The organism is Photorhabdus cinerea (assembly GCF_011189575.1).
Lineage (GTDB): Bacteria > Pseudomonadota > Gammaproteobacteria > Enterobacterales > Enterobacteriaceae > Photorhabdus > Photorhabdus cinerea.
On sequence record NZ_PUJW01000001.1, the window covers coordinates 148,077 to 170,339 of the forward strand.

The 22,263-nt window shown below is 53.3% G+C and carries 21 protein-coding genes and 1 pseudogene; 7 read left to right on the forward strand and 15 right to left on the reverse strand.

All coding sequences use genetic code 11. From position 1 onward, the window contains the following. Positions 1 to 451 precede the first annotated feature (451 nt). The 6 genes and pseudogenes from C5469_RS00545 to C5469_RS00570 form a co-directional block, all read right to left on the reverse strand. Positions 452 to 979: an SMI1/KNR4 family protein gene (locus C5469_RS00545; protein WP_166300901.1), complete on the reverse strand. Its 528-nt coding sequence runs from the start codon at positions 977 to 979 to the stop codon at positions 452 to 454. Positions 980 to 982: 3 nt separating this feature from the next. After that, on the reverse strand, positions 983 to 1,180 hold the full coding sequence (locus tag C5469_RS00550; protein WP_242689342.1) for a hypothetical protein: 198 nt from the start codon (positions 1,178 to 1,180) through the stop codon (positions 983 to 985). A gap of 61 nt (positions 1,181 to 1,241) precedes the next feature. Further along, the gene (locus tag C5469_RS00555; protein WP_166300904.1) at positions 1,242 to 1,688 is read right to left on the reverse strand and encodes a DUF6386 family protein; all 447 of its coding nucleotides are present in this window, start codon (positions 1,686 to 1,688) and stop codon (positions 1,242 to 1,244) included. Between the two features lie 11 nt (positions 1,689 to 1,699). Further along, positions 1,700 to 2,203, reverse strand: a pseudogene (locus C5469_RS00560) (polymorphic toxin type 15 domain-containing protein); the annotation flags it as partial. A gap of 30 nt (positions 2,204 to 2,233) precedes the next feature. Beyond that, positions 2,234 to 3,232 carry a site-specific tyrosine recombinase XerC gene (xerC, locus tag C5469_RS00565; protein ID WP_166300907.1) on the reverse strand — a complete coding sequence of 333 codons (999 nt, stop codon included), beginning with the start codon at positions 3,230 to 3,232 and terminating at the stop codon, positions 2,234 to 2,236. Between the two features lie 241 nt (positions 3,233 to 3,473). Then, a complete protein-coding gene (locus tag C5469_RS00570; RefSeq protein WP_166300909.1) occupies positions 3,474 to 6,227 on the reverse strand; it encodes a CHC2 zinc finger domain-containing protein in 2,754 nt (917 codons plus the stop codon). A 114-nt stretch (positions 6,228 to 6,341) separates the two neighbouring features. Here C5469_RS00570 and C5469_RS00575 point away from each other — a divergent pair, with 114 nt between their 5' ends. From C5469_RS00575 to C5469_RS00585, 3 genes are all read left to right on the forward strand, one after another. Beyond that, positions 6,342 to 6,734, forward strand: coding sequence for a helix-turn-helix domain-containing protein (locus tag C5469_RS00575; protein WP_166300912.1), 393 nt, complete (start codon positions 6,342 to 6,344; stop codon positions 6,732 to 6,734). A 76-nt stretch (positions 6,735 to 6,810) separates the two neighbouring features. Then, positions 6,811 to 7,128: a SymE family type I addiction module toxin gene (locus C5469_RS00580; protein WP_166300915.1), complete on the forward strand. Its 318-nt coding sequence runs from the start codon at positions 6,811 to 6,813 to the stop codon at positions 7,126 to 7,128. A 14-nt stretch (positions 7,129 to 7,142) separates the two neighbouring features. Beyond that, entirely contained in the window at positions 7,143 to 7,340 is a 198-nt protein-coding gene (locus C5469_RS00585; RefSeq protein ID WP_166300918.1) for a DUF7706 family protein, read from the forward strand. Positions 7,341 to 7,612: 272 nt separating this feature from the next. Here the strand turns inward: C5469_RS00585 and C5469_RS00590 are convergent, their stop codons facing one another. The 5 genes from C5469_RS00590 to C5469_RS00610 all read right to left on the reverse strand — a co-directional run bounded on the left by C5469_RS00590 (position 7,613) and on the right by C5469_RS00610 (position 13,707). Next, the gene (locus tag C5469_RS00590) at positions 7,613 to 7,933 is read right to left on the reverse strand and encodes a hypothetical protein (RefSeq protein WP_166300921.1); all 321 of its coding nucleotides are present in this window, start codon (positions 7,931 to 7,933) and stop codon (positions 7,613 to 7,615) included. Further along, positions 7,933 to 8,793, reverse strand: a complete 861-nt coding sequence (locus tag C5469_RS00595) for an RHS repeat domain-containing protein (protein ID WP_339413240.1) — start codon at positions 8,791 to 8,793, stop codon at positions 7,933 to 7,935. The genes C5469_RS00590 and C5469_RS00595 overlap by 1 nt, the downstream gene beginning before the upstream one ends. A 36-nt stretch (positions 8,794 to 8,829) precedes the next feature. Beyond that, positions 8,830 to 9,273, reverse strand: coding sequence for a hypothetical protein (locus tag C5469_RS00600; protein WP_166300924.1), 444 nt, complete (start codon positions 9,271 to 9,273; stop codon positions 8,830 to 8,832). Between the two features lie 410 nt (positions 9,274 to 9,683). Further along, positions 9,684 to 10,712, reverse strand: coding sequence for a site-specific tyrosine recombinase XerC (gene xerC, locus C5469_RS00605; protein WP_166300927.1), 1,029 nt, complete (start codon positions 10,710 to 10,712; stop codon positions 9,684 to 9,686). A gap of 241 nt (positions 10,713 to 10,953) precedes the next feature. Beyond that, on the reverse strand, positions 10,954 to 13,707 hold the full coding sequence (locus C5469_RS00610; protein WP_166300909.1) for a CHC2 zinc finger domain-containing protein: 2,754 nt from the start codon (positions 13,705 to 13,707) through the stop codon (positions 10,954 to 10,956). Between the two features lie 114 nt (positions 13,708 to 13,821). Here C5469_RS00610 and C5469_RS00615 point away from each other — a divergent pair, with 114 nt between their 5' ends. The 3 genes from C5469_RS00615 (at position 13,822) to C5469_RS00625 (ending at position 14,820) form a co-directional block, all read left to right on the forward strand. Then, on the forward strand, positions 13,822 to 14,214 hold the full coding sequence (locus C5469_RS00615; protein WP_166300912.1) for a helix-turn-helix domain-containing protein: 393 nt from the start codon (positions 13,822 to 13,824) through the stop codon (positions 14,212 to 14,214). Between the two features lie 76 nt (positions 14,215 to 14,290). Continuing rightward, on the forward strand, positions 14,291 to 14,608 hold the full coding sequence (locus C5469_RS00620; protein ID WP_166300915.1) for a SymE family type I addiction module toxin: 318 nt from the start codon (positions 14,291 to 14,293) through the stop codon (positions 14,606 to 14,608). A gap of 14 nt (positions 14,609 to 14,622) precedes the next feature. Continuing rightward, a complete protein-coding gene (locus tag C5469_RS00625; RefSeq protein ID WP_166300918.1) occupies positions 14,623 to 14,820 on the forward strand; it encodes a DUF7706 family protein in 198 nt (65 codons plus the stop codon). 272 nt (positions 14,821 to 15,092) lie between these two features. Here C5469_RS00625 and C5469_RS00630 read toward each other — a convergent pair whose 3' ends face one another. Together C5469_RS00630 and C5469_RS00635 are read right to left on the reverse strand one after the other, a co-directional pair. Continuing rightward, a complete protein-coding gene (locus C5469_RS00630) occupies positions 15,093 to 15,413 on the reverse strand; it encodes a hypothetical protein (protein WP_166300921.1) in 321 nt (106 codons plus the stop codon). Beyond that, the gene (locus C5469_RS00635) at positions 15,413 to 19,441 is read right to left on the reverse strand and encodes an RHS repeat-associated core domain-containing protein (protein ID WP_339413247.1); all 4,029 of its coding nucleotides are present in this window, start codon (positions 19,439 to 19,441) and stop codon (positions 15,413 to 15,415) included. Before C5469_RS00635 ends, C5469_RS00630 begins: the two co-directional genes overlap by 1 nt. On the opposite strand from C5469_RS00635, the gene C5469_RS23400 reads away from it, so the two are divergent. Further along, complete coding sequence (locus tag C5469_RS23400; RefSeq protein ID WP_242689372.1) at positions 19,407 to 19,841, forward strand: hypothetical protein; 435 nt, start codon at positions 19,407 to 19,409, stop codon at positions 19,839 to 19,841. The genes C5469_RS00635 and C5469_RS23400 overlap by 35 nt on opposite strands. Here C5469_RS23400 and C5469_RS00640 read toward each other — a convergent pair. Further along, the gene (locus tag C5469_RS00640; protein ID WP_166300933.1) at positions 19,829 to 20,248 is read right to left on the reverse strand and encodes a DUF1795 domain-containing protein; all 420 of its coding nucleotides are present in this window, start codon (positions 20,246 to 20,248) and stop codon (positions 19,829 to 19,831) included. The two genes, C5469_RS23400 and C5469_RS00640, sit on opposite strands and share 13 nt — an antisense overlap. Positions 20,249 to 20,305: 57 nt before the next feature. Then, positions 20,306 to 22,201: a type VI secretion system Vgr family protein gene (locus C5469_RS00645; protein ID WP_166300936.1), complete on the reverse strand. Its 1,896-nt coding sequence runs from the start codon at positions 22,199 to 22,201 to the stop codon at positions 20,306 to 20,308. Positions 22,202 to 22,263: the final 62 nt, after the last annotated feature.

A 22,263-nucleotide genomic window follows, 5' to 3' on the forward strand; every position in this document is an offset into this window, starting at 1 on the left:
TGGTCATATTCTTCACAATATTAGCTTTTAGCTCCCCTGATTCTAAAGATAAAAGCGTTTTTTATAAAGGGTTATAATTGAATCCAATTTGTTTTCTTGTCTAAGTTTCGCTAGTGACTCCAAATCGGAAATTATATTTTTGACTAAACTTATTAATTCTTTGTTATTCATGTGATTATCTCTATTTTGACGGAATAGATCTTATATTCTTTATCCAAGATTGATTCCAATCTCTAGGCAAGAGAATTTGAGTTGCTTCCCCCTTAAGAACTGCTCCAGATTTTGTTGTTTGCGGTGCAACTTGACCTACATGGAGCGTAGTTCCTCTAGGAACTAATATTTGAGCTTCAAATTCCCTAGTATTTTTCCATTCAGGTAAAAGAGCAGCATCAACTTTGGCTTGTATGCGATTAGATGTCGGAAGATCGCGGGGGATCTTTCCGGCTTATTTTTAAATGCTGCTAAATTCTATATTTTTAGAAGGAAAACCATCAGGGAATGACATGCATTTGACGTTTCCTGATAAAACACCCTCTAAAAAATCAATGAAATTTTCTTGCCTATATTCAACTTCTAGTGCCCTTGCCGCAATAATAGCGACATTCCATAAGTCACTATTATCTGACGATGCAACCCAAAATATATAATCGCCGTTATCTGTAACTCCTATAGGAAGCAATCCATTAATATCAGGATAAAGAATAAACGGATAATAATCTGGATCAGATTCAACAAGGGACTGAAAATCTTCAATAATCCATTCTTTCTGCCTAAAAAAATTTAAATCATCATCTTCGCTAAATGGGTTAAATATAGTGATAAAATCAGCAATCCTACCTGTTCCATATTGGGTTATAAAATCAATATAGTCCTTAGGAAAAGAATGCTGTTCATCTATTAACGGCCACGTTTCACCTTCACCATTTTCATTAGGATGAACAGGCAAGGGCAATATATTCTTTAAGCTCTCTATACTCATTATTTATATTCCTGGAGGGTTAAGAATGGTGATATATTCAAAGAAGTCCCCTGAACCTTCAGCTTTCATTGTAATGTCTGCTGGTATTCTTGATGGTCCCTTATAAATAGGAATAGAACTTATTTCAACAACTTCTCCCTGTTCTAAGGCTTTTCTTATTCTACCCTCGATTCCACTCATGACAGGAGTATTATTTTTCAACGAGGTTTGCCAGCGGTCTGAGTAGGGCAGAAGATCTATAAGATCTTCTGCCCTACTTGAATTAACCTAACCTAATAGGCTCCTGAAGGTTATTTGGAGAATACTGACTTTTTATAAATGATATCTGTATGTTATTTTCATTTTTCTTTAATAAGATCAGATAATTTCCTTTTTCCAAAGATATCTTCTTTCCTGAAATATATTCTGAATCATCAGGTTCTAAATCTCCTCCTGTGGTATCTTCCCCGGCACCAATAAATATTTGTCCCGATGGTGCTTTTATGCGCAAGCTAATATCTGGTTGTTTAATATCATCAGTAATTTCAATGGAATAATCACCATCATCTCCTAAGCCAAAAAAAGCAATATTACCTTCATTTACTTCTTTTAATTCATCGTCTGGAATACTCCACCAATCAGGAGTATCTGTTATTCTGTGTTTTATTGCTTGTAAGTCAAATATAGCTAAAGTTGCTGTATCTGTTGTGAAAAAAAAAGAACCGTTCATTGAAATTATCCTCAGATGAATACTATTTCACTAATTTTATCGCCAGCTTTTAACCCTGCTTTCCTGCCAGCATTTTTCAAAGAGCTACCAACACTTTTATTAATGGACTCATTGAGCATTTTTAGCCTTTGTGTTGCAGAACCACCTACTATAAGGTCTACTGGATGGTCAGCATTAAGTTTTGATAGATCTGGAGCCTTATCGAACATTCTTTCATAGCGTTCTGCCACTGCTTTTCTATAAGAATTTTGTAAAGATGAAATCCTTACATCATGTGTGCCTGGAGACCAAACTAATTCACCTCGTTTAGCCGCTCTGCTTAATGCATTTTGTTTTATCCTAAGTTCTCTTTCAAGAAACTTCCGTTCTGCATCAGATAAGTTAGGGTTGCTTAAAATCTTTGGCTTATTAACCGTTAATGTCGAACACCCCGCTAGCCCCAATGGGTCGATCCATCCCGTCGGATTATGCACATACCCATAGGTATTCTCGCCGCCCCAGAGGCCGGTTGGATCTTAGGGACTATCCCGACGCCATCATACAGTTTAGCGGAGCTTTCCCCCTGATTTAGCCGCCTTTTTCTCCACTGCTTTTTCCCACCGCGTTTGCTCATGCACTTTCTTTAAGTGACCGATGGCCACCCGCGTATAGATTTGGGTGGTTTCCAGACTCGTATGCCCCAGTATCGCCTGGATGTGCCGGGTATCGGCCCCGTTGTCCAGCATCTGGGTGGCCATTGAGTGCCGAAACAGATGACAGGCCCCGGCTTTCTCCAGTTGCGCTTTTTGGCGAATACTGGCCCCCGTTAGATGGGTGAGTCTGTCGCGTGACATCTGCCGGCCATTAAGGGTGATAAACAGGTGGCCGCTGTCATGGCGGTGGGCCAGCCGGGGCCGCACGCGGTCAAGGTAGCGTTGTAACCAGTGCAGGGCCTGTTCCCCGATGGGCACTACCCGGTCTTTACGGCCTTTGCCCTGTCTCACCAGCAGTACGCCGCGCCCGAAGTCGATATCGCTTAACCGCAGATTGGACAGTTCCATCCGCCGGATACCACTGCTCCACAGCACTTCAAGGATGGCCCGGTTTCTTAAGCCGGTCGGCCTGTTGATATCAATGGCCTGTAATACCGTCTGCGTTTCGTCCTCGCTCAGCACCTGAGCGGGCAGGCGTTTGTCTCTTCGGGGCAGCACCAGTTCCTCAGCCGGGTTGTACAGGATGTACTGGCGTTGTCGCAGCCAGCGGAACCAGACCCGGAGGTCACTCAGCCGTTTTGACTGTGTGCTCACGGCCAGCGGGTTGCCATCGGCTTTACGATAGGCTCTCAGCCAGGACTGATAACTTTCCAGTAACGGCGGGCTGACTTGCGGGGCGGACATGACCCCCCGGGCTTCACACCAGTTAACGAACGGCAGCAACCGTTCCTGATAGCCGGTCAGCGTCCAGACGCTGTAGTGTCTGGCGGTCAGGCAATCCAGATAGGCTTCAAGCTGCTGGCGTAATGTGGTGAGATGCGCGGGGCGTGTAGCGACGATGGTCTGAGTCATGACGGGGTTTCCTGTAAGGTACATGGATTGTTGTTATGGGGTAATCATTGACTACGATACGATGCGGTTTTTCTTTATTGCCTGCCGGAACAGGGCTTTTCAGCCTTCCCCAACTTGCGAGCCGCTCAGCCCTGTATTGCTGCGGCCTGAAACCCGTTTTCCGGACCCCAACTTGGGTCCAACTTGACTCCAACTTGGGGGCAACTTGCGATTCGTTCAGTCCAACTTGCGTAAGTCATACTCAGGGTTCTTCCGGCTCTGTCAGGTCAATCAGGCCGCACAGGTGGGGTTCTTCTGCGCTGTCACCGTTCCACAGTAGTTCATATTGCAACAGGTGGCCGCGACTGCCGCCGTGGACTAACAGGTATTCCATGTCGGCCAGTCGCTGGCAATGGACTTTTAACTGGTTATCGCTCCACCGGGTGTAATGGCGGATATCGCGGCGGGTAAAGCGGATAGTGTTCACCGGGCATTGTTGCTCTGCCATGCTCTCTTTCACCATTTGCTGTATCAGCAGCAACAGTTTCCGGGTCTGGGGCGGCATCTCATCCAGTGTGCGGCCTAATATCTCATGGGCCAGCCGGTTCGCCAGGCGGATATCTTCTTTGGCGACTTCGATATATTCAAGCCGTTTGCCCCGGTGTTCCGCGGTCTTCACCGCGCGCTGGTGCTGATGCAGCAGGGCGATACTTTGTATCAGCGTGAGATATTTCATGTGGTCGCGGCGGGTGCGGGTTTTATCGCTCATGAAGGTGAGCTGTGAGGCATAAGGATTAACCACATTCAGCGGGCGCAACAGCCGCTGGGCGTTTTGATGCAGTTCGGTGATATAGGTCTTCTCATTTTCCGCCAGTAAACCTTCGAGGGTTTGCTTATGGCGCTGCAAGGCGTGGATAGCTTCGGTCTGTTCCCGCGATTCGTTTACCGTCAGCACCAGACAGCGGTTTAACAGCTCTTCATCGACATCTATCGCCGTGGTGGTGAGCATCAGCATCACCGGTCCTTTCACCGTGTACTGTTTGGTGACCAGATTCCCGCTGGCGTCATCTTTACCGGTGCTGGCAATGGTCAGTTCGCCATCACTTTGCAACAGCTTAAGCGCATAGGCGGCCTGCCGTACCCCTTCTTCTTCGGCTATCGCCAGTATCTTATGCTGGAGATTGGTTTCCCCCAGATAGAACAGACTCTGGCCGGTCATGGCGCTGTATTGCAGCCGTTCCTCTTCCGGTATCAGATTGAGGACGGCATCCATCAGTGAACTTTTCCCGGCTGCGCTACTGCTTTGTATCAGCACGGCCAGCGGACGGTCCAGCTTGCGACTGACGGCGGCTAAGTAACCGGCCAGCAGGTTAGTGCTTTCCCCCACCACGCCACAGGCGGCTAAATCAGCGGTGATGCGCTCACTCAGTTGCGGGTCTTGCAGCAGCGCCAGCGCCGCTGCCCGTTGGGCTTCACTGAGTTCAGGTTGAGATTGAGTGGCTGTCTGCTCACCGACACCGGCCTGTTGACACTGTTCCAGTACCAGCAACACTTGTCCCAGTGCCCGGCGCAGGTCACCTTCGGCCAGCCCCAGTTCGGTGGCGGCCAGCCGCGCATACCCGCCCCGGCTGCGGGCGTTCATCATGTCCACGCTGTCGGCGAACATCACGCCGCTGTCGGTATCAATCACCTGCGCATTGATTTTCATGACTGCCGCCCCGGCTCTGACCTGAGCCAGCCCGCGAACACACCAGCGCAGCGGGCCCAGTGAGATGATAATTTCGCCGTTTGGCCCTGTCTCCCACACCACCCCGGGCAAAGACAGCGGTCTTGTCGCCCGCTCAGCGGCTAAAGTAACAGGCGGTTCCGTTGCCGGTGACGGCGGCGCTGCCGGTGCTTCGGTATCGGTTTCCTGCACCGGTTCATACATCGGCACCGCGCCATCCAGCAATAACCCGAAGGCCGGTTCGGGCTCGGCGACCTGACACAGATAGCCGTTGGCATCCATGCCCTCGGGGAACACTACGCGGAACACGGTAATGCCGGCGGCAGTCAGTTCTGCGGCCAGTTTCACCGCTGCCTCATTGCCGGCGTGGTCATTATCGAAGGCAATCAGCACCTGCCGGACCTGATGCCGTTGCAGTGCCTGCCAGTGGTCGGGGGTAAAACCATTGACGCCGTAAGCGGCGGTCACATTACGGTATCCCGCCACCCAGAACGACATGGCATCGATTAACGATTCACACAGGATAAGCGATTTGGACGCTATCATGGCGGCTTCATTCCACACGCCGCGGTGCTCGCCGGGCAGGTAGAGATGTTTTGGGGTGCCCGCCCGCAGGCGCTGGGTGATTTTCCGGCCGTAGATTTCCTGTACCTGCCCGTGGCTGTCGAGTACCGGCACCACGAGCGAGCCGCTAAAGTGTTCATGACCGGACTCCCGCATCAGACCCACCGCTTGCAACCGGGCCCGGATAGCGGCGCCGGCTTTCAGTTGTTTCTCCGGCAGCCGGTAAGCCAGAGTCCGGTTGGCAAAGCCGGGCTTAAAACCGGCGACTAATTCGGGATGATGTAACCGGCGTTTTTCCAGATAGGCCACGGCTTCGGGGGCGTTCAGCAGCGTATGATGGTAAAACTCCACCACCCGGCTGAGCAGCGCCTGCCGTCCGGCTTCGTCCTCGGCCAGCATGGCCGGTTCATCCGGTTGCACCAGCGGCGCCACAGAGGGGGTATCCCCCAGTATCCCGCGCAGGTGTTCTGCCGCCCGCCGCAGGCTCAGGCGCTCGGTTTTCATTACCCAGTCCAGCACCGAACCGCCGGTGTTGCAGCCAAAACAGTGATAGAGGTTCTTTTCCGGGCTGAGGACCATTGACGGGGTTTTTTCCTGATGGAACGGGCACAGCAGCACGTAATCTTTGCCGCGTTTAATCAGCTTGCGTCCCTGTTGTTCTGCCACGGCGACTAAGGAGACGGCCGTTTTCAGGTGCTGCAATTCTGCTTCGGGTATCCGTGCCATTCGCTGTTCCTCCAAAAAAACCTGTCAAGATGAAAAGAGTAAAAATAACTCTGTTGCAGAGTACTCTAAAATAGAGTATTGTCAACTGCAAGATTAAAAACAGGGAGTATCCTCATGGCACGGTTAACTCACAGGCAGATACAGGCCATGAAGACGAAGGATGAGACATTCTTTAAAGAGCTGGGCACACGGATTGCGCTGGCACGCAAAGAGCAACAACTCACTCAGCAACAACTGGCGGAACAGTTGGGGATTGCTCAGCAGACAATGGCGCATTATGAAGGCGGGCGACTAAAGGTGTCAGCGGCTCTTCTGCCATTATTGGCGCAGATATTGAATTTATCGTTGGATGAGTTGCTTGGATTGCCCTTGATCAGGCGTAATAGTAAACGGGGTCCCAGTTCCCGGCTGGAACAACAGATTGAGATAATCAGTCAGTTGCCGAAAGCCAGACAGAAGTTTGTTTCGGAGATGCTGGATACGGTAATTGGTCATAACAGAGAGTAAAGAGAGATAGCGCGACTGAGACAGGTTGCCCCCTGTCACAGTCGCTCACCACAAGCAACTAAACAGGAGTTGAATGATGGCTAAGGCGCATTCTAAGCAAAACCGCGCGGTAAATAAAGCCGTGAAAACAGAACGTTATTACACCGTGGGATACGTGCCGCAAAATGACAAGGCCAGTGCCCCGCCCGCAATCCACCTGAAAGGCCAATGGCTTAAGGCTGCCGGCTTTGATAAAGGCTGTACACTCACGGTTAAAATTATGGACGGTTGTCTGGTGCTCATTCCTGACAGTGAAGCCACGCAACAACAGCATCAGCAGTACCAGCGGCAACAGGCCCAACTGCGGGAGATTAAGCAGCAGATGCGGGCGCTGATAACCGGTTTTGTGGGTTAAGGGGAGAGCATGAGATGACGATAGCGATTGAACATTTGCAGGACATTCAGTTAACCCACATTGAAGCGCTGGCCTTAGCCCAACTGGTGAAGCGGCTGAATTGGGCGGAGATACGTGCCTGTGCGGTTGATGACACAGAAGCCTGGGTTATCAAGGCCGCGATAGGGCGGCTCCAGTCGGCACTGGCATATCACGGGTATTCACCACGGTAAGAAAGAAGTCAGCCGGAAGTGATTCCGGCTTTTTGCTGTTTCAGAGAAAAAACAGAATAAAATAGCTAAAATATAGCCTATATATATATTTTCCATGAATCTTATATTTTTCTGTATTATTCCTTTGTTTATCTTCTTATTTATTTTATATTTTTGTGATTTTAAATTATATATTTAATATATAAGACCAACCCTGAAAAATATTTATTTTAAGCATAAAAATAACAAAGCCGAAAGATCACGGGGATCTTTCCGGCCTTGTTAATTATTAACTACCACTTATATGGATACGCATGATTTGATAAGATTTGCTGCTTAATTTCCTCGGAAAGATAATTGTTTTCCTGCTTCTCTGAATGTTCGATTATTTTTTTTATAAAGTTTCTATTTATTTCAGGAAGTTCTTCAAAAACTTTATCCCAAACATCCTTATGACCATACATATTCAGTATTTTCTCTAAGGCTGAATTTATCAAAGGACTACTTGAATATATCAGTGTTCCAGGATCTTCACATTCAAACTTTATATAAAGGATCAGCTTGATTATTGCATTCACCTCTTCCCTTGCTAATTGAATAGATTCGCACATCATTATTTTCTCCCACATTTTTTAATTCTAACTTGCTCATTAGTAAGTTTATGCCTTGCTTCATAATCAAGATGTTCTAGCATGTCATATGGATTCTTACCTGAATATAGAATGTTCTTTAGTTTCAACGTTCCTTCATGAATATATTCCAAGTCAGTAGAAAAACGAGTATTACCACGCCCACCCGGATCTATTTTGAAGATAATTGCATAGTCACCCCGACCTGTATATTTAGGGTTGTTTATCAATAAATCTCTCACTACATCTTTTGGCGACATTAATATATCTGTTATATAAACCTTTCCGCTGACGTTTGGATTAAGAACACCGCTCTTCATAATGCCGTCGAAACCAGCTTTATTTGTATAGTGAATAAATACATTTTCACCAGCAAGTCCCAGAGGATCAATAAATTTCGTGGGATTATGCACATAGCGATAGGTATTCTCACCACCCCAGAGGCCCGTAGGATCGGCACTCAGGTAACAACAGCCTTCCGGCAAATAATAGCGGAACCGATTATAGAATAAACCACTTTCCTCATCAAAAATCTGCCCGGCAAATCGGAGGCCCGGGTCCAGTGGCGGATTCTCGCCGGGTCCTGTCAGCCGCAGGCCGTATAGCGACTGCTTCGGCCGCCGCCACACCCGTTTGCCTGCCGGGTCGAACAGCGCCAGCGGCTCGCCGGTCGGGGCGCTGACCGCATACTGGGTCTGCACCTCCCCGGCCATCAGCTCCACCCGGTTGTCCAGATTAAGCGTAAACGCCTGCGTCTGCTGGGCCATCAGTGCCCAGCCGTCAAACACCAGATGGCGGATCATTTTCAGCCGGCCGTGCTGATAGTCGCGGATTTCCGCCGGCACATCGCCGTCCCATAAGTCTGGCGTATCCCGGCATCATCATACTGACGGGCGGACTTTTCCCCCTGATTTAACAGCTTTTTTTCTGCTGCTTTTTCCCGCTTTGTTAAAGTGTATTCCAACTCGCCCCGACGGGCACTTTGTCGATGTTAGCGTATTTTTTTCTCCAACGTCAGTGCCGGGTTTCGGCCCGTTTTTCCTGCCAGAACCGGGTTTTATCGGGAACCCGGGGCGGCGAGGCCCGCAGGTGACGCTGTTCTGCAGGGAAGCCCCTGGGGGCTGCATGGGGCGGAGATGGCGAGCACGGGGACGAGCAACGAAGCGCCGCGCAGTGCGAGCCGCGCGCAGCCAGTACAGCAGGGTTGGGGCGGGGGGAATTAACAGCGGAGGCCGCAGGCCGACTGGCTTACCGGTCTGTGGCCGTTGACCTTGACGGACTGACTGACAACGGTTTAAGGCAGATTTTCGCCCCGGAGCCGCCACGGACGGCGGCGACTGCGGTGGTGGGTTTTGGCGCCGCGGCTGACAGCAGCGGGCGAACCCGGTGCGCCACACTGCTCTGAGAAGCTCAACCCGGCGGCCAGCCGCTCACTGTTGTTGAGGTGACCGCGCAGCGCCCTTGGGTGGGCGGCGCCGACATAATGTTTGTTATGCGAGGTGGGCCGTTCAGGCCCATTGCGCTTAATGCCACATTATGTTCATTGGGGGCTGACCGGCAACGGGAGTTGCAGAGAACGCGGATGTTGCGTGCCGGGCGGCCACCATTTACCGCCGGCACTCAGCAGGTGGGCAGGCAGTCTGTGCGCAGGGAGGCGCGCAGTCTGCCTTTCACTGCACCCCACACGCTCACAGGGAACCGGCTAACCTTCGGACTGTCCGGCGGCGCTGAGGTTTCAGTCCGGTTTCGCGCTGTCCGGCTTGTCACTCTCCGCCTGCTTATCGTCTGGCGTTGCCTGCTTTGACTGCCGTTCTGCCGGGTGGGTCTGCTCATGCACTTTCTTTAAGTGACCGATGGCCACCCGCGTATAGATTTGGGTGGTTTCCAGACTCGTATGCCCCAGTATCGCCTGGATGTGCCGGGTATCGGCCCCGTTGTCCAGCATCTGGGTGGCCATTGAGTGCCGAAACAGATGACAGGCCCCGGCTTTCTCCAGTTGCGCTTTTTGGCGAATACTGGCCCCCGTTAGATGGGTGAGTCTGTCGCGTGACATCTGCCGGCCATTAAGGGTGATAAACAGGTGGCCGCTGTCATGGCGGTGGGCCAGCCGGGGCCGCACGCGGTCAAGGTAGCGTTGTAACCAGTGCAGGGCCTGTTCCCCGATGGGCACTACCCGGTCTTTACGGCCTTTGCCCTGTCTCACCAGCAGTACGCCGCGCCCGAAGTCGATATCGCTTAACCGCAGATTGGACAGTTCCATCCGCCGGATACCACTGCTCCACAGCACTTCAAGGATGGCCCGGTTTCTTAAGCCGGTCGGCCTGTTGATATCAATGGCCTGTAATACCGTCTGCGTTTCGTCCTCGCTCAGCACCTGAGCGGGCAGGCGTTTGTCTCTTCGGGGCAGCACCAGTTCCTCAGCCGGGTTGTACAGGATGTACTGGCGTTGTCGCAGCCAGCGGAACCAGACCCGGAGGTCACTCAGCCGTTTTGACTGTGTGCTCACGGCCAGCGGGTTGCCATCGGCTTTACGATAGGCTCTCAGCCAGGACTGATAACTTTCCAGTAACGGCGGGCTGACTTGCGGGGCGGACATGACCCCCCGGGCTTCACACCAGTTAACGAACGGCAGCAACCGTTCCTGATAGCCGGTCAGCGTCCAGACGCTGTAGTGTCTGGCGGTCAGGCAATCCAGATAGGCTTCAAGCTGCTGGCGTAATGTGGTGAGATGCGCGGGGCGTGTAGCGACGATGGTCTGAGTCATGACGGGGTTTCCTGTAAGGTACATGGATTGTTGTTATGGGGTAATCATTGACTACGATACGATGCGGTTTTTCTTTATTGCCTGCCGGAACAGGGCTTTTCAGCCTTCCCCAACTTGCGAGCCGCTCAGCCCTGTATTGCTGCGGCCTGAAACCCGTTTTCCGGACCCCAACTTGGGTCCAACTTGACTCCAACTTGGGGGCAACTTGCGATTCGTTCAGTCCAACTTGCGTAAGTCATACTCAGGGTTCTTCCGGCTCTGTCAGGTCAATCAGGCCGCACAGGTGGGGTTCTTCTGCGCTGTCACCGTTCCACAGTAGTTCATATTGCAACAGGTGGCCGCGACTGCCGCCGTGGACTAACAGGTATTCCATGTCGGCCAGTCGCTGGCAATGGACTTTTAACTGGTTATCGCTCCACCGGGTGTAATGGCGGATATCGCGGCGGGTAAAGCGGATAGTGTTCACCGGGCATTGTTGCTCTGCCATGCTCTCTTTCACCATTTGCTGTATCAGCAGCAACAGTTTCCGGGTCTGGGGCGGCATCTCATCCAGTGTGCGGCCTAATATCTCATGGGCCAGCCGGTTCGCCAGGCGGATATCTTCTTTGGCGACTTCGATATATTCAAGCCGTTTGCCCCGGTGTTCCGCGGTCTTCACCGCGCGCTGGTGCTGATGCAGCAGGGCGATACTTTGTATCAGCGTGAGATATTTCATGTGGTCGCGGCGGGTGCGGGTTTTATCGCTCATGAAGGTGAGCTGTGAGGCATAAGGATTAACCACATTCAGCGGGCGCAACAGCCGCTGGGCGTTTTGATGCAGTTCGGTGATATAGGTCTTCTCATTTTCCGCCAGTAAACCTTCGAGGGTTTGCTTATGGCGCTGCAAGGCGTGGATAGCTTCGGTCTGTTCCCGCGATTCGTTTACCGTCAGCACCAGACAGCGGTTTAACAGCTCTTCATCGACATCTATCGCCGTGGTGGTGAGCATCAGCATCACCGGTCCTTTCACCGTGTACTGTTTGGTGACCAGATTCCCGCTGGCGTCATCTTTACCGGTGCTGGCAATGGTCAGTTCGCCATCACTTTGCAACAGCTTAAGCGCATAGGCGGCCTGCCGTACCCCTTCTTCTTCGGCTATCGCCAGTATCTTATGCTGGAGATTGGTTTCCCCCAGATAGAACAGACTCTGGCCGGTCATGGCGCTGTATTGCAGCCGTTCCTCTTCCGGTATCAGATTGAGGACGGCATCCATCAGTGAACTTTTCCCGGCTGCGCTACTGCTTTGTATCAGCACGGCCAGCGGACGGTCCAGCTTGCGACTGACGGCGGCTAAGTAACCGGCCAGCAGGTTAGTGCTTTCCCCCACCACGCCACAGGCGGCTAAATCAGCGGTGATGCGCTCACTCAGTTGCGGGTCTTGCAGCAGCGCCAGCGCCGCTGCCCGTTGGGCTTCACTGAGTTCAGGTTGAGATTGAGTGGCTGTCTGCTCACCGACACCGGCCTGTTGACACTGTTCCAGTACCAGCAACACTTGTCCCAGTGCCCGGCGCAGGTCACCTTCGGCCAGCCCCAGTTCGGTGGCGGCCAGCCGCGCATACCCGCCCCGGCTGCGGGCGTTCATCATGTCCACGCTGTCGGCGAACATCACGCCGCTGTCGGTATCAATCACCTGCGCATTGATTTTCATGACTGCCGCCCCGGCTCTGACCTGAGCCAGCCCGCGAACACACCAGCGCAGCGGGCCCAGTGAGATGATAATTTCGCCGTTTGGCCCTGTCTCCCACACCACCCCGGGCAAAGACAGCGGTCTTGTCGCCCGCTCAGCGGCTAAAGTAACAGGCGGTTCCGTTGCCGGTGACGGCGGCGCTGCCGGTGCTTCGGTATCGGTTTCCTGCACCGGTTCATACATCGGCACCGCGCCATCCAGCAATAACCCGAAGGCCGGTTCGGGCTCGGCGACCTGACACAGATAGCCGTTGGCATCCATGCCCTCGGGGAACACTACGCGGAACACGGTAATGCCGGCGGCAGTCAGTTCTGCGGCCAGTTTCACCGCTGCCTCATTGCCGGCGTGGTCATTATCGAAGGCAATCAGCACCTGCCGGACCTGATGCCGTTGCAGTGCCTGCCAGTGGTCGGGGGTAAAACCATTGACGCCGTAAGCGGCGGTCACATTACGGTATCCCGCCACCCAGAACGACATGGCATCGATTAACGATTCACACAGGATAAGCGATTTGGACGCTATCATGGCGGCTTCATTCCACACGCCGCGGTGCTCGCCGGGCAGGTAGAGATGTTTTGGGGTGCCCGCCCGCAGGCGCTGGGTGATTTTCCGGCCGTAGATTTCCTGTACCTGCCCGTGGCTGTCGAGTACCGGCACCACGAGCGAGCCGCTAAAGTGTTCATGACCGGACTCCCGCATCAGACCCACCGCTTGCAACCGGGCCCGGATAGCGGCGCCGGCTTTCAGTTGTTTCTCCGGCAGCCGGTAAGCCAGAGTCCGGTTGGCAAAGCCGGGCTTAAAACCGGCGACTAATTCGGGATGATGTAACCGGCGTTTTTCCAGATAGGCCACGGCTTCGGGGGCGTTCAGCAGCGTATGATGGTAAAACTCCACCACCCGGCTGAGCAGCGCCTGCCGTCCGGCTTCGTCCTCGGCCAGCATGGCCGGTTCATCCGGTTGCACCAGCGGCGCCACAGAGGGGGTATCCCCCAGTATCCCGCGCAGGTGTTCTGCCGCCCGCCGCAGGCTCAGGCGCTCGGTTTTCATTACCCAGTCCAGCACCGAACCGCCGGTGTTGCAGCCAAAACAGTGATAGAGGTTCTTTTCCGGGCTGAGGACCATTGACGGGGTTTTTTCCTGATGGAACGGGCACAGCAGCACGTAATCTTTGCCGCGTTTAATCAGCTTGCGTCCCTGTTGTTCTGCCACGGCGACTAAGGAGACGGCCGTTTTCAGGTGCTGCAATTCTGCTTCGGGTATCCGTGCCATTCGCTGTTCCTCCAAAAAAACCTGTCAAGATGAAAAGAGTAAAAATAACTCTGTTGCAGAGTACTCTAAAATAGAGTATTGTCAACTGCAAGATTAAAAACAGGGAGTATCCTCATGGCACGGTTAACTCACAGGCAGATACAGGCCATGAAGACGAAGGATGAGACATTCTTTAAAGAGCTGGGCACACGGATTGCGCTGGCACGCAAAGAGCAACAACTCACTCAGCAACAACTGGCGGAACAGTTGGGGATTGCTCAGCAGACAATGGCGCATTATGAAGGCGGGCGACTAAAGGTGTCAGCGGCTCTTCTGCCATTATTGGCGCAGATATTGAATTTATCGTTGGATGAGTTGCTTGGATTGCCCTTGATCAGGCGTAATAGTAAACGGGGTCCCAGTTCCCGGCTGGAACAACAGATTGAGATAATCAGTCAGTTGCCGAAAGCCAGACAGAAGTTTGTTTCGGAGATGCTGGATACGGTAATTGGTCATAACAGAGAGTAAAGAGAGATAGCGCGACTGAGACAGGTTGCCCCCTGTCACAGTCGCTCACCACAAGCAACTAAACAGGAGTTGAATGATGGCTAAGGCGCATTCTAAGCAAAACCGCGCGGTAAATAAAGCCGTGAAAACAGAACGTTATTACACCGTGGGATACGTGCCGCAAAATGACAAGGCCAGTGCCCCGCCCGCAATCCACCTGAAAGGCCAATGGCTTAAGGCTGCCGGCTTTGATAAAGGCTGTACACTCACGGTTAAAATTATGGACGGTTGTCTGGTGCTCATTCCTGACAGTGAAGCCACGCAACAACAGCATCAGCAGTACCAGCGGCAACAGGCCCAACTGCGGGAGATTAAGCAGCAGATGCGGGCGCTGATAACCGGTTTTGTGGGTTAAGGGGAGAGCATGAGATGACGATAGCGATTGAACATTTGCAGGACATTCAGTTAACCCACATTGAAGCGCTGGCCTTAGCCCAACTGGTGAAGCGGCTGAATTGGGCGGAGATACGTGCCTGTGCGGTTGATGACACAGAAGCCTGGGTTATCAAGGCCGCGATAGGGCGGCTCCAGTCGGCACTGGCATATCACGGGTATTCACCACGGTAAGAAAGAAGTCAGCCGGAAGTGATTCCGGCTTTTTGCTGTTTCAGAGAAAAAACAGAATAAAATAGCTAAAATATAGCCTATATATATATTTTCCATGAATCTTATATTTTTCTGTATTATTCCTTTGTTTATCTTCTTATTTATTTTATATTTTTGTGATTTTAAATTATATATTTAATATATAAGACCAACCCTGAAAAATATTTATTTTAAGCATAAAAATAACAAAGCCGAAAGATCACGGGGATCTTTCCGGCCTTGTTAATTATTAACTACCACTTATATGGATACGCATGATTTGATAAGATTTGCTGCTTAATTTCCTCGGAAAGATAATTGTTTTCCTGCTTCTCTGAATGTTCGATTATTTTTTTTATAAAGTTTCTATTTATTTCAGGAAGTTCTTCAAAAACTTTATCCCAAACATCCTTATGACCATACATATTCAGTATTTTCTCTAAGGCTGAATTTATCAAAGGACTACTTGAATATATCAGTGTTCCAGGATCTTCACATTCAAACTTTATATAAAGGATCAGCTTGATTATTGCATTCACCTCTTCCCTTGCTAATTGAATAGATTCGCACATCATTATTTTCTCCCACATTTTTTAATTCTAACTTGCTCATTAGTAAGTTTATGCCTTGCTTCATAATCAAGATGTTCTAGCATGTCATATGGATTCTTACCTGAATATAGAATGTTCTTTAATTTCAACTTTCCTTCATGAATATATTCCAAGTCAGTAGAAAAACGAATATTACCACGCTCACCCGGATCTATTTTAAAGATAATTGCATAGTCACCCCGACCTGTATATTTAGGGTTGTTTATCAATAAATCTCTCACTACATCTTTTGGCGACATTAATATATCTGTTATATAAACCTTTCCGCTGACGTTTGGATTAAGAACACCGCTCTTCATAATGCCGTCGAAACCAGCTTTATTTGTATAGTGAATAAATACATTTTCACCAGCAAGTCCCAGAGGATCAATAAATTTCGTGGGATTATGCACATAGCGATAGGTATTCTCACCACCCCAGAGGCCCGTAGGATCGGCACTCAGGTAACAACAGCCTTCCGGCAAATAATAGCGGAACCGATTATAGAATAAACCACTTTCCTCATCAAAAATCTGCCCGGCAAATCGGAGGCCCGGGTCCAGTGGCGGATTCTCGCCGGGTCCTGTCAGCCGCAGGCCGTATAGCGACTGCTTCGGCCGCCGCCACACCCGTTTGCCTGCCGGGTCGAACAGCGCCAGCGGCTCGCCGGTCGGGGCGCTGACCGCATACTGGGTCTGCACCTCCCCGGCCATCAGCTCCACCCGGTTGTCCAGATTAAGCGTAAACGCCTGCGTCTGCTGGGCCATCAGTGCCCAGCCGTCAAACACCAGATGGCGGATCATTTTCAGCCGGCCGTGCTGATAGTCGCGGATTTCCGCCGGCACATCGCCGTCCCATAAATACGTGGTCAGTTTACCGGTCTGGATACAGCGCTTTTCGGTCCGCCGCCCAAAAGCATCATAGCGATATTCCCACCGGATACCGTCCGGGGTGATAAGGCCCGTCAGCTGATTCTGGCTGTTCCAGTGGTATCGGGTCAGCGCCGGACGGTAACCTTCTTCTAAACGCTGTTTCTCCTTCATACGACCGGCCCGGTCGTAGACAAACCGGTGCGAGTCAACCCAGTTCAGGCGGTGACCTTCCTGGTACAGCGTTTCTCCCATAATCTCCTGTACCCCGTCGAACCGCCGGGACGGGTAACCGCTTGCATCATACTGATAGTGTTCACGTAAATTCCGCCCGTCACCGACCGATACTACCTGGCCGTTGCCGTTGAGAAGGTAGCGTAACTGCTGTCCGTCATCACTGGCGGCGGTCAGGTTCAGTGCGGCATCATATTCATACTGACGCGCCTGACCCGCAAAGGTGGGTTCCGGAATATCCGTCAGGTCAGTCTGCCGGAAAAAATGCGGGTTACAGCCGGCACGTTGTGCCGTCAACTGGCCCATCAGGTTATACTGCTGGCGCAGGATGAAACCGCTGTCGGTGTAACGGCCGGTTTCCCGTCCGGCGTCATCCCGTTCCACTGTCAGAGGCCGCTGCCCCTCCAGCGTTAACCCGGTCAGTTCCCCGGCCCGGTTGACCTGCATCCGGCTCTGCCAGTGTTCCGGGTGAGTCTGTCCGGCGAACCGGGCCGGTCCTTCTGCGGGTTCGGTTTCGCCGGTCAGCAGCTGTCGTTCCACGGTACGGTTATCCGGGTAGTGGCGCCGAATTTCGCCGTGCGGCTGAATTTCCCGGACTATCCGGTCCTGTTCATCATATTCAAAAGACAGCGTGTTGTCCGGTGATTCAACCGTCAGCAGCCGTCCCACAATATCGTAATGATAATGCGTGGTGCCTTCCGGGGTATGCAGGGCCGTCAGCCGGTGCGCCGCATCATAGTCATAGCGGGTAACCGTCTCTTCGCCGTCCCGTTTCTCAATGCAGTTGCCTGACAGGTCATAACGGTAGTGCCAGCGGGTGCCGGCATAATCCTGCTCAGTGACCACCCGGCCATCCGCATCGAAGGTGTAGGTGTAGCTTTCTCCCTGCGGGTTAATCACTTCGGTCAGTTGCAGGGTGTCGGCATCATAGCGGTACTGCCAGCGGTGCGCCTCACCATCAACACGCGCGACCGGCAGGTCAAACGGCCCGTACTCCACCTGCCAGTCTACTCCGAGAGCATCAGTCCAGCGGGTCAGGTTACCGTGCCGGTCATGGTGAAAATGCTCCAGATTGTTATCGGGCCGGTCGCTGGCGGCCACCCGGTGATGCCGGTCGTAACGCCAGCGCCACAGCGCTCCGGCGGCGGTCAGGCTGCGCAGCCGGTCCTGACTGTCATAGCCGAGGCTGACAGTGCGGTTCTCCTCATCAAACAGTCTCACCAGCCGCTGATGGGTATCATATTCCTGAGTACGGCGGTTACCGTCGGTGTCTTCTTCCGTCGTCACCAGCCCGAAAGCATTACGGGTCAGGGTGGTTTTCCGACCGTCCGGGGCAATAAATCCTTTCGGCTGTCCCTGCTCATCATACAGTTGCAGCCAGGTGCGTTGCAGCGGGTCGGTCATGCCGGTCAGTTGCAGGGTGTCCGCATCATAGCTGTATTGCCAGACCGCCCCGGTCGCATCAGTAAGTGAAGTCACCCGGCCGGTATCGGCCAGACAGGTCAGGGTCAGCGTTTCTCCCATCGGCAACGTCTGTTGTATCAGATTGCCCCGGTTATCGTAGTCATAGCGGGTGATACCGCCGCCCGGCGTGTGAACTTCAGTGACCTGAAGCTGGTCATTGTAATGCCAGGTCGTGGTATGCCCCTGTGGTGTGGCAGAACGGGTGAGGCCGGGGGCATAGTCCAGGTGGACCGGATAGAAGCCGCCGGACCCTGCACTGTCAGTACAGCGCCCCTGTTCATCGTAGCGGTAATCCACCCAGGTCTGGTCGCCGTCAGACCAGCGGCTTATCAGGCCCTGCGCGTTGTATGCATAGTACAGGTGGAATTGCTGGGTGCTGTCTGCTTCCGCCAGCCGGCCATTATCATGGTAGTGATACCGGGCCATCACTTCCTGCAACCCTTCATCGGTGCGGAGAATCTCCGTCAGCTGTCCGCTCAGGTTGTAACGCAGCGTCAGCACCGGTCCGTCACTGTGGATGACTTCTGTCAGCTGATAGCGGTTGTTATAGACAAAACGCAGCCGGTTATCATACACGTCCCGGTGTTCAGTCAGCAGCCAGCTCTGGGTGTCGTCGTCGGAAGCCGGTGCAGGCAGGGCAAAATATTTTTGCACCGGGGAATCGCGGTGGCGGAGGATATACCCCGACTGGCCCCGGCTCAGGGTAAAATCGGGGTGGTCGGGGTTGATACTGTGGGTACAGGTGGCAGGTAAGGCAAAATAGAGTGAGGCCCCTTCGGTGGTGCTGATTTCTACCCGGTCGCCGGTGACCCGGACGCATTCGGAAAAGCTGTCAGTCCAGCCCGGCCCCAGTAAGCCCTGTTCCCCGGGGACCCAGCTGCGTAAAAACACCAGCGGCAGGGTCTGGCCGAGCGCGATATCGGTACGCTGGTCAAACAGCTGGCCGGTGGTGACATCAATCGGGTCGCCGGTGAAGAATTTTTTAGTTGCTTCCCAGTAACGTTTCGCGCCCTGCGTTTCTTTAAAGGCGGTTTTGGCACAGGAAATCGTGCCCATCGACACGATTTTTCCGGCATGCCGGGCCCCGGCCTTTGCCCCGTTCAGCACCGTCTGACGACCGGCTTTAGTGAACAGTTTACCGAGGCCCTTAATGGCGCCCCGGGACGGTGGTGCCAGAAATTCCACGGCTATCAGAATGGCCCGCTCCCAGGCGGAGAACTCTTCCTCAATGTCCAGACAGGTGCCCTGACCGGAGCCGATAAACACGGTTTTGGCACCGGATTTGATGGTGGAGCCGCAGACCAGTTTGTCATCCACCCGGGCAGCCGGGTAGCCGTTGATGAACACCGTTTCACTGCCCTGGGCAATCAGGGGCGGAGCGGGGTGTTTCGTACAGGCGGCAGTATCGGCGGTGGCTCTGGCTGCCGGTTTGCCTTCGACAGACACATCCGGCGAGCCGCTGATTATTTTGCCGTCGGGCGGGCCAATACTGTCCACCATGCGGGTGACCGCGGAACTGGCGGCACTGATAACCTTCCCCAGAGCCAGTGTGCCGGCAGTGCCCAGTGCAATCACCGCAACGGTGGCTAAACCGCCGGTGCCAACTACCACCGCAGCGGCTACGGCGAAGACCGCAGCACTAATCAGGGCGCCAGTAATGGCACCGGCCAGCGCGCCGAGGAAACTGGCATGTTTAATCGGGTCGCCCTCACGGGCGGCTGCCGGGCCAGGCGTCCCCCGAGGAGGGGAAACGGGTGCAGCGTGTCGGGCACCGACCCGGGCAATCCGGGTGACAATTTCATCACCAAGTGACATGTTGTGCCTCCTGCCGGGTCAGGCTGCCTGAAAACTGTTGATAATGGCCAGCAAGGCATCTCGCTGACCGGCTTCAAAAGGCGCAGGAGAGGTCAGGTTGAAGGTCAGCAGCTGTGTGCCCCGGATTTGCAGTACCACGGTCTGGTACATGTCGCCTTCCGGGCTTTTCCACTGGTAATCCAGACGGCGGGCCGATTGCTGGCTTAGGGGGATTTCGCTGCGCTGGTGCTCTTGGTAACCGGGCAGGTGGGTGCGGAACTGTTCCAGGGTCTGTTCATAGTAAGCGTCGTTATCCATGCCGGTCGGGACCGGTGTGCGGCTGACCACCAGATTAATGCCGCTGTCGTCCGGTAGCACAAAGACATGCATAGATTCATCCCGCCAGTTGCCGGGGATAGCCAGAGTGCCTTCATTCATCTGATAAACTGTGTTTTCCATGATTTTTCCGTTATTTGATTGAGGTCATGAATTAAAAGTGTTGAGCGTCAATATCGGTCAGTTCACATTGACCTGTTTGCCGTTGATGGTGATATTGAGTCCCTGAATGCTGATATTGCCGGCACTGTCGATAGTAATGCTGCCCCCGGCGGTGGCAATTTCGATACCACCAGACCGGGAATGCATCTGAATGTTATTTTTCACGTTCAGCAGGCTGTCTTTTTCTACCGTGACCTGACGCAGGCCGTTGATGGCACTGACTTCATTGCCTGTCACCTCTTTATGGCGGTCATTTCTGACCGACAGCACCTGGTTATGGCCGATGCTTTCGGTGTGGTCGTTCATCACCCGGGTTTCGCGGTTATTGAGCACCACGGTATTCATATCGCGCTGGGCGTGCAACGCCAGCTCTTCACTGCCTTTGGCATCTTCAAAGCGCAGTTCGTTATAGCCTTCTCCCTTATGGGTTTTTGAGCGGAAGGCCATCTGGGTTTTGCTGCCCGGTAAGGCCCCCGGCGGAATGTTGCTGGCATGATAGGTCCGCCCGGTGACTATCGGCTGGTCCGGGTCACCGTGCAGAAAGTCCACCACCACTTCCTGACCGATACGCGGGATGGCCAGCATGCCCCAGCCCTGACCGGCCCACGGCTGGGTCACTCGTATCCAGCAGGAGCTGCGGTCGTCACTCCGGCCGTAACGGTCCCATAAAAACTGTAGCCGGATACGGCCATACTGGTCGCAGAAGATTTCTTCCCCTTCCGGGCCAACCACTTTGGCAATCTGAGGGCCGTCCATCACCGGTTTGGGCCGGAGAGCCGGCCGCCAGTGCTGGTCATAAGGGATAAAGGTGAAGTGGTTACTCATCACGGTGCCTGACTCGCCGCCGGCCTGCTCCAGCGCCTGCGGCTGGCTGCCGGTATGGGCCACACTGACCAACTGCCAGAGCCGGTTGAGGTCATGACGCGGATGGTCGGTCAGGGTAAACAGCACACCCGGTTGCATGGCCGCATCATTACTGTCACCGTAACCGGTCAGGGCATTGTTGCGCAGGGCTTCCAGCCGGTAGCGGGTAAAATCGGCACCATGCTGTTCATCTTTGAAACGACCGGGAAAATCAAAATGTTCATAGCCGGTGTACTGGAGGTCGGTTTCCCGCATCTGCTGGCGAAATTCGGCGGCCCAGGCCGGATTTTTGAAGGTGTAATCCTTGAGCTCGACGGCGGCCGGACGCACCTGTGCGTGGCGGGTCAGGGCGGTGATACACAACTGCTGGGCCTGGGCCGCGTCCTCCGGGTGATAGGGCAGAACTGGCCCTTTGGCAATGGAACCGGCATCGTCAGCAAACACTAGGGTGTTTTTGTTGCCGTCGAACTCGAAGAAATAAAAGATGCCCTCTTCCGCGGTCAGCCGTTGCAGAAAGTCAAAATCGGTTTCCCGGTACTGGACACAGAACTCCCGTTCCGGATGGGGATTACGTAGGCTGAAGATGACATCCTGGACCCCGCTCTCTTTGAGCAGGGTGGTAATGATAGTTTTGATATCCTGCTGTTGAAAGATGCGGGAATTCTGGCGCAGGGTGGTGCGCCACATATCCGGACGGACCGTCATTTCGTAACGGGTCTGATGCTTACCGGTATTGCCCTGAACAAAGCCGGCGACCATACCGGTGACGGTGCGCTGGACTTGCCCTTCGCGCAGGATGGACAGGGTGGCACGTTTATCGAGGACGGCGGTAAAATCAATCGCCGGGTTGGCACTGGCTAAGCTGACGTTAAGGCTGAACGGGGTGGAAAAGGCTTCATTTAATGAAAAAGCGGCAACGACAAAGGTGTGTGGCGGCAGGCCGCCAGCCGTGAGGGTGAACTGTAAGCCCCCGGCGCTCTGGGTACTGAATCGGCCAGCGAGTTGCTTTACCGCACCGGGCAACCCGGCGGAGGTTTTCTGGAATGACATATATAAAGGGCTCCTGATGATTGCTGAAGGGCTTCATGCACGGCATTGTCAGCCCGGCGACG

What these genes read in the sequence shown, in the direction of transcription:
- C5469_RS00555 (WP_166300904.1), bottom strand. Translation starts at nt 1,688, where the DNA reads ATGAACGGTTCTTTTTTTTTCACAACAGATACAGCAACTTTAGCTATA.
- C5469_RS00545 (WP_166300901.1), bottom strand. Translation starts at nt 979, where the DNA reads ATGAGTATAGAGAGCTTAAAGAATATATTGCCCTTGCCTGTTCATCCT.
- C5469_RS00630 (WP_166300921.1), bottom strand. Translation starts at nt 15,413, where the DNA reads ATGATGTGCGAATCTATTCAATTAGCAAGGGAAGAGGTGAATGCAATA.
- xerC (WP_166300907.1), bottom strand. Translation starts at nt 3,232, where the DNA reads ATGACTCAGACCATCGTCGCTACACGCCCCGCGCATCTCACCACATTA.
- C5469_RS00615 (WP_166300912.1), top strand. Translation starts at nt 13,822, where the DNA reads ATGGCACGGTTAACTCACAGGCAGATACAGGCCATGAAGACGAAGGAT.
- C5469_RS00570 (WP_166300909.1), bottom strand. Translation starts at nt 6,227, where the DNA reads ATGGCACGGATACCCGAAGCAGAATTGCAGCACCTGAAAACGGCCGTC.
- C5469_RS00580 (WP_166300915.1), top strand. Translation starts at nt 6,811, where the DNA reads ATGGCTAAGGCGCATTCTAAGCAAAACCGCGCGGTAAATAAAGCCGTG.
- C5469_RS00620 (WP_166300915.1), top strand. Translation starts at nt 14,291, where the DNA reads ATGGCTAAGGCGCATTCTAAGCAAAACCGCGCGGTAAATAAAGCCGTG.
- C5469_RS00610 (WP_166300909.1), bottom strand. Translation starts at nt 13,707, where the DNA reads ATGGCACGGATACCCGAAGCAGAATTGCAGCACCTGAAAACGGCCGTC.
- C5469_RS00640 (WP_166300933.1), bottom strand. Translation starts at nt 20,248, where the DNA reads ATGGAAAACACAGTTTATCAGATGAATGAAGGCACTCTGGCTATCCCC.
- C5469_RS00585 (WP_166300918.1), top strand. Translation starts at nt 7,143, where the DNA reads ATGACGATAGCGATTGAACATTTGCAGGACATTCAGTTAACCCACATT.
- C5469_RS00590 (WP_166300921.1), bottom strand. Translation starts at nt 7,933, where the DNA reads ATGATGTGCGAATCTATTCAATTAGCAAGGGAAGAGGTGAATGCAATA.
- C5469_RS00645 (WP_166300936.1), bottom strand. Translation starts at nt 22,201, where the DNA reads ATGTCATTCCAGAAAACCTCCGCCGGGTTGCCCGGTGCGGTAAAGCAA.
- xerC (WP_166300927.1), bottom strand. Translation starts at nt 10,712, where the DNA reads ATGACTCAGACCATCGTCGCTACACGCCCCGCGCATCTCACCACATTA.
- C5469_RS00625 (WP_166300918.1), top strand. Translation starts at nt 14,623, where the DNA reads ATGACGATAGCGATTGAACATTTGCAGGACATTCAGTTAACCCACATT.
- C5469_RS00575 (WP_166300912.1), top strand. Translation starts at nt 6,342, where the DNA reads ATGGCACGGTTAACTCACAGGCAGATACAGGCCATGAAGACGAAGGAT.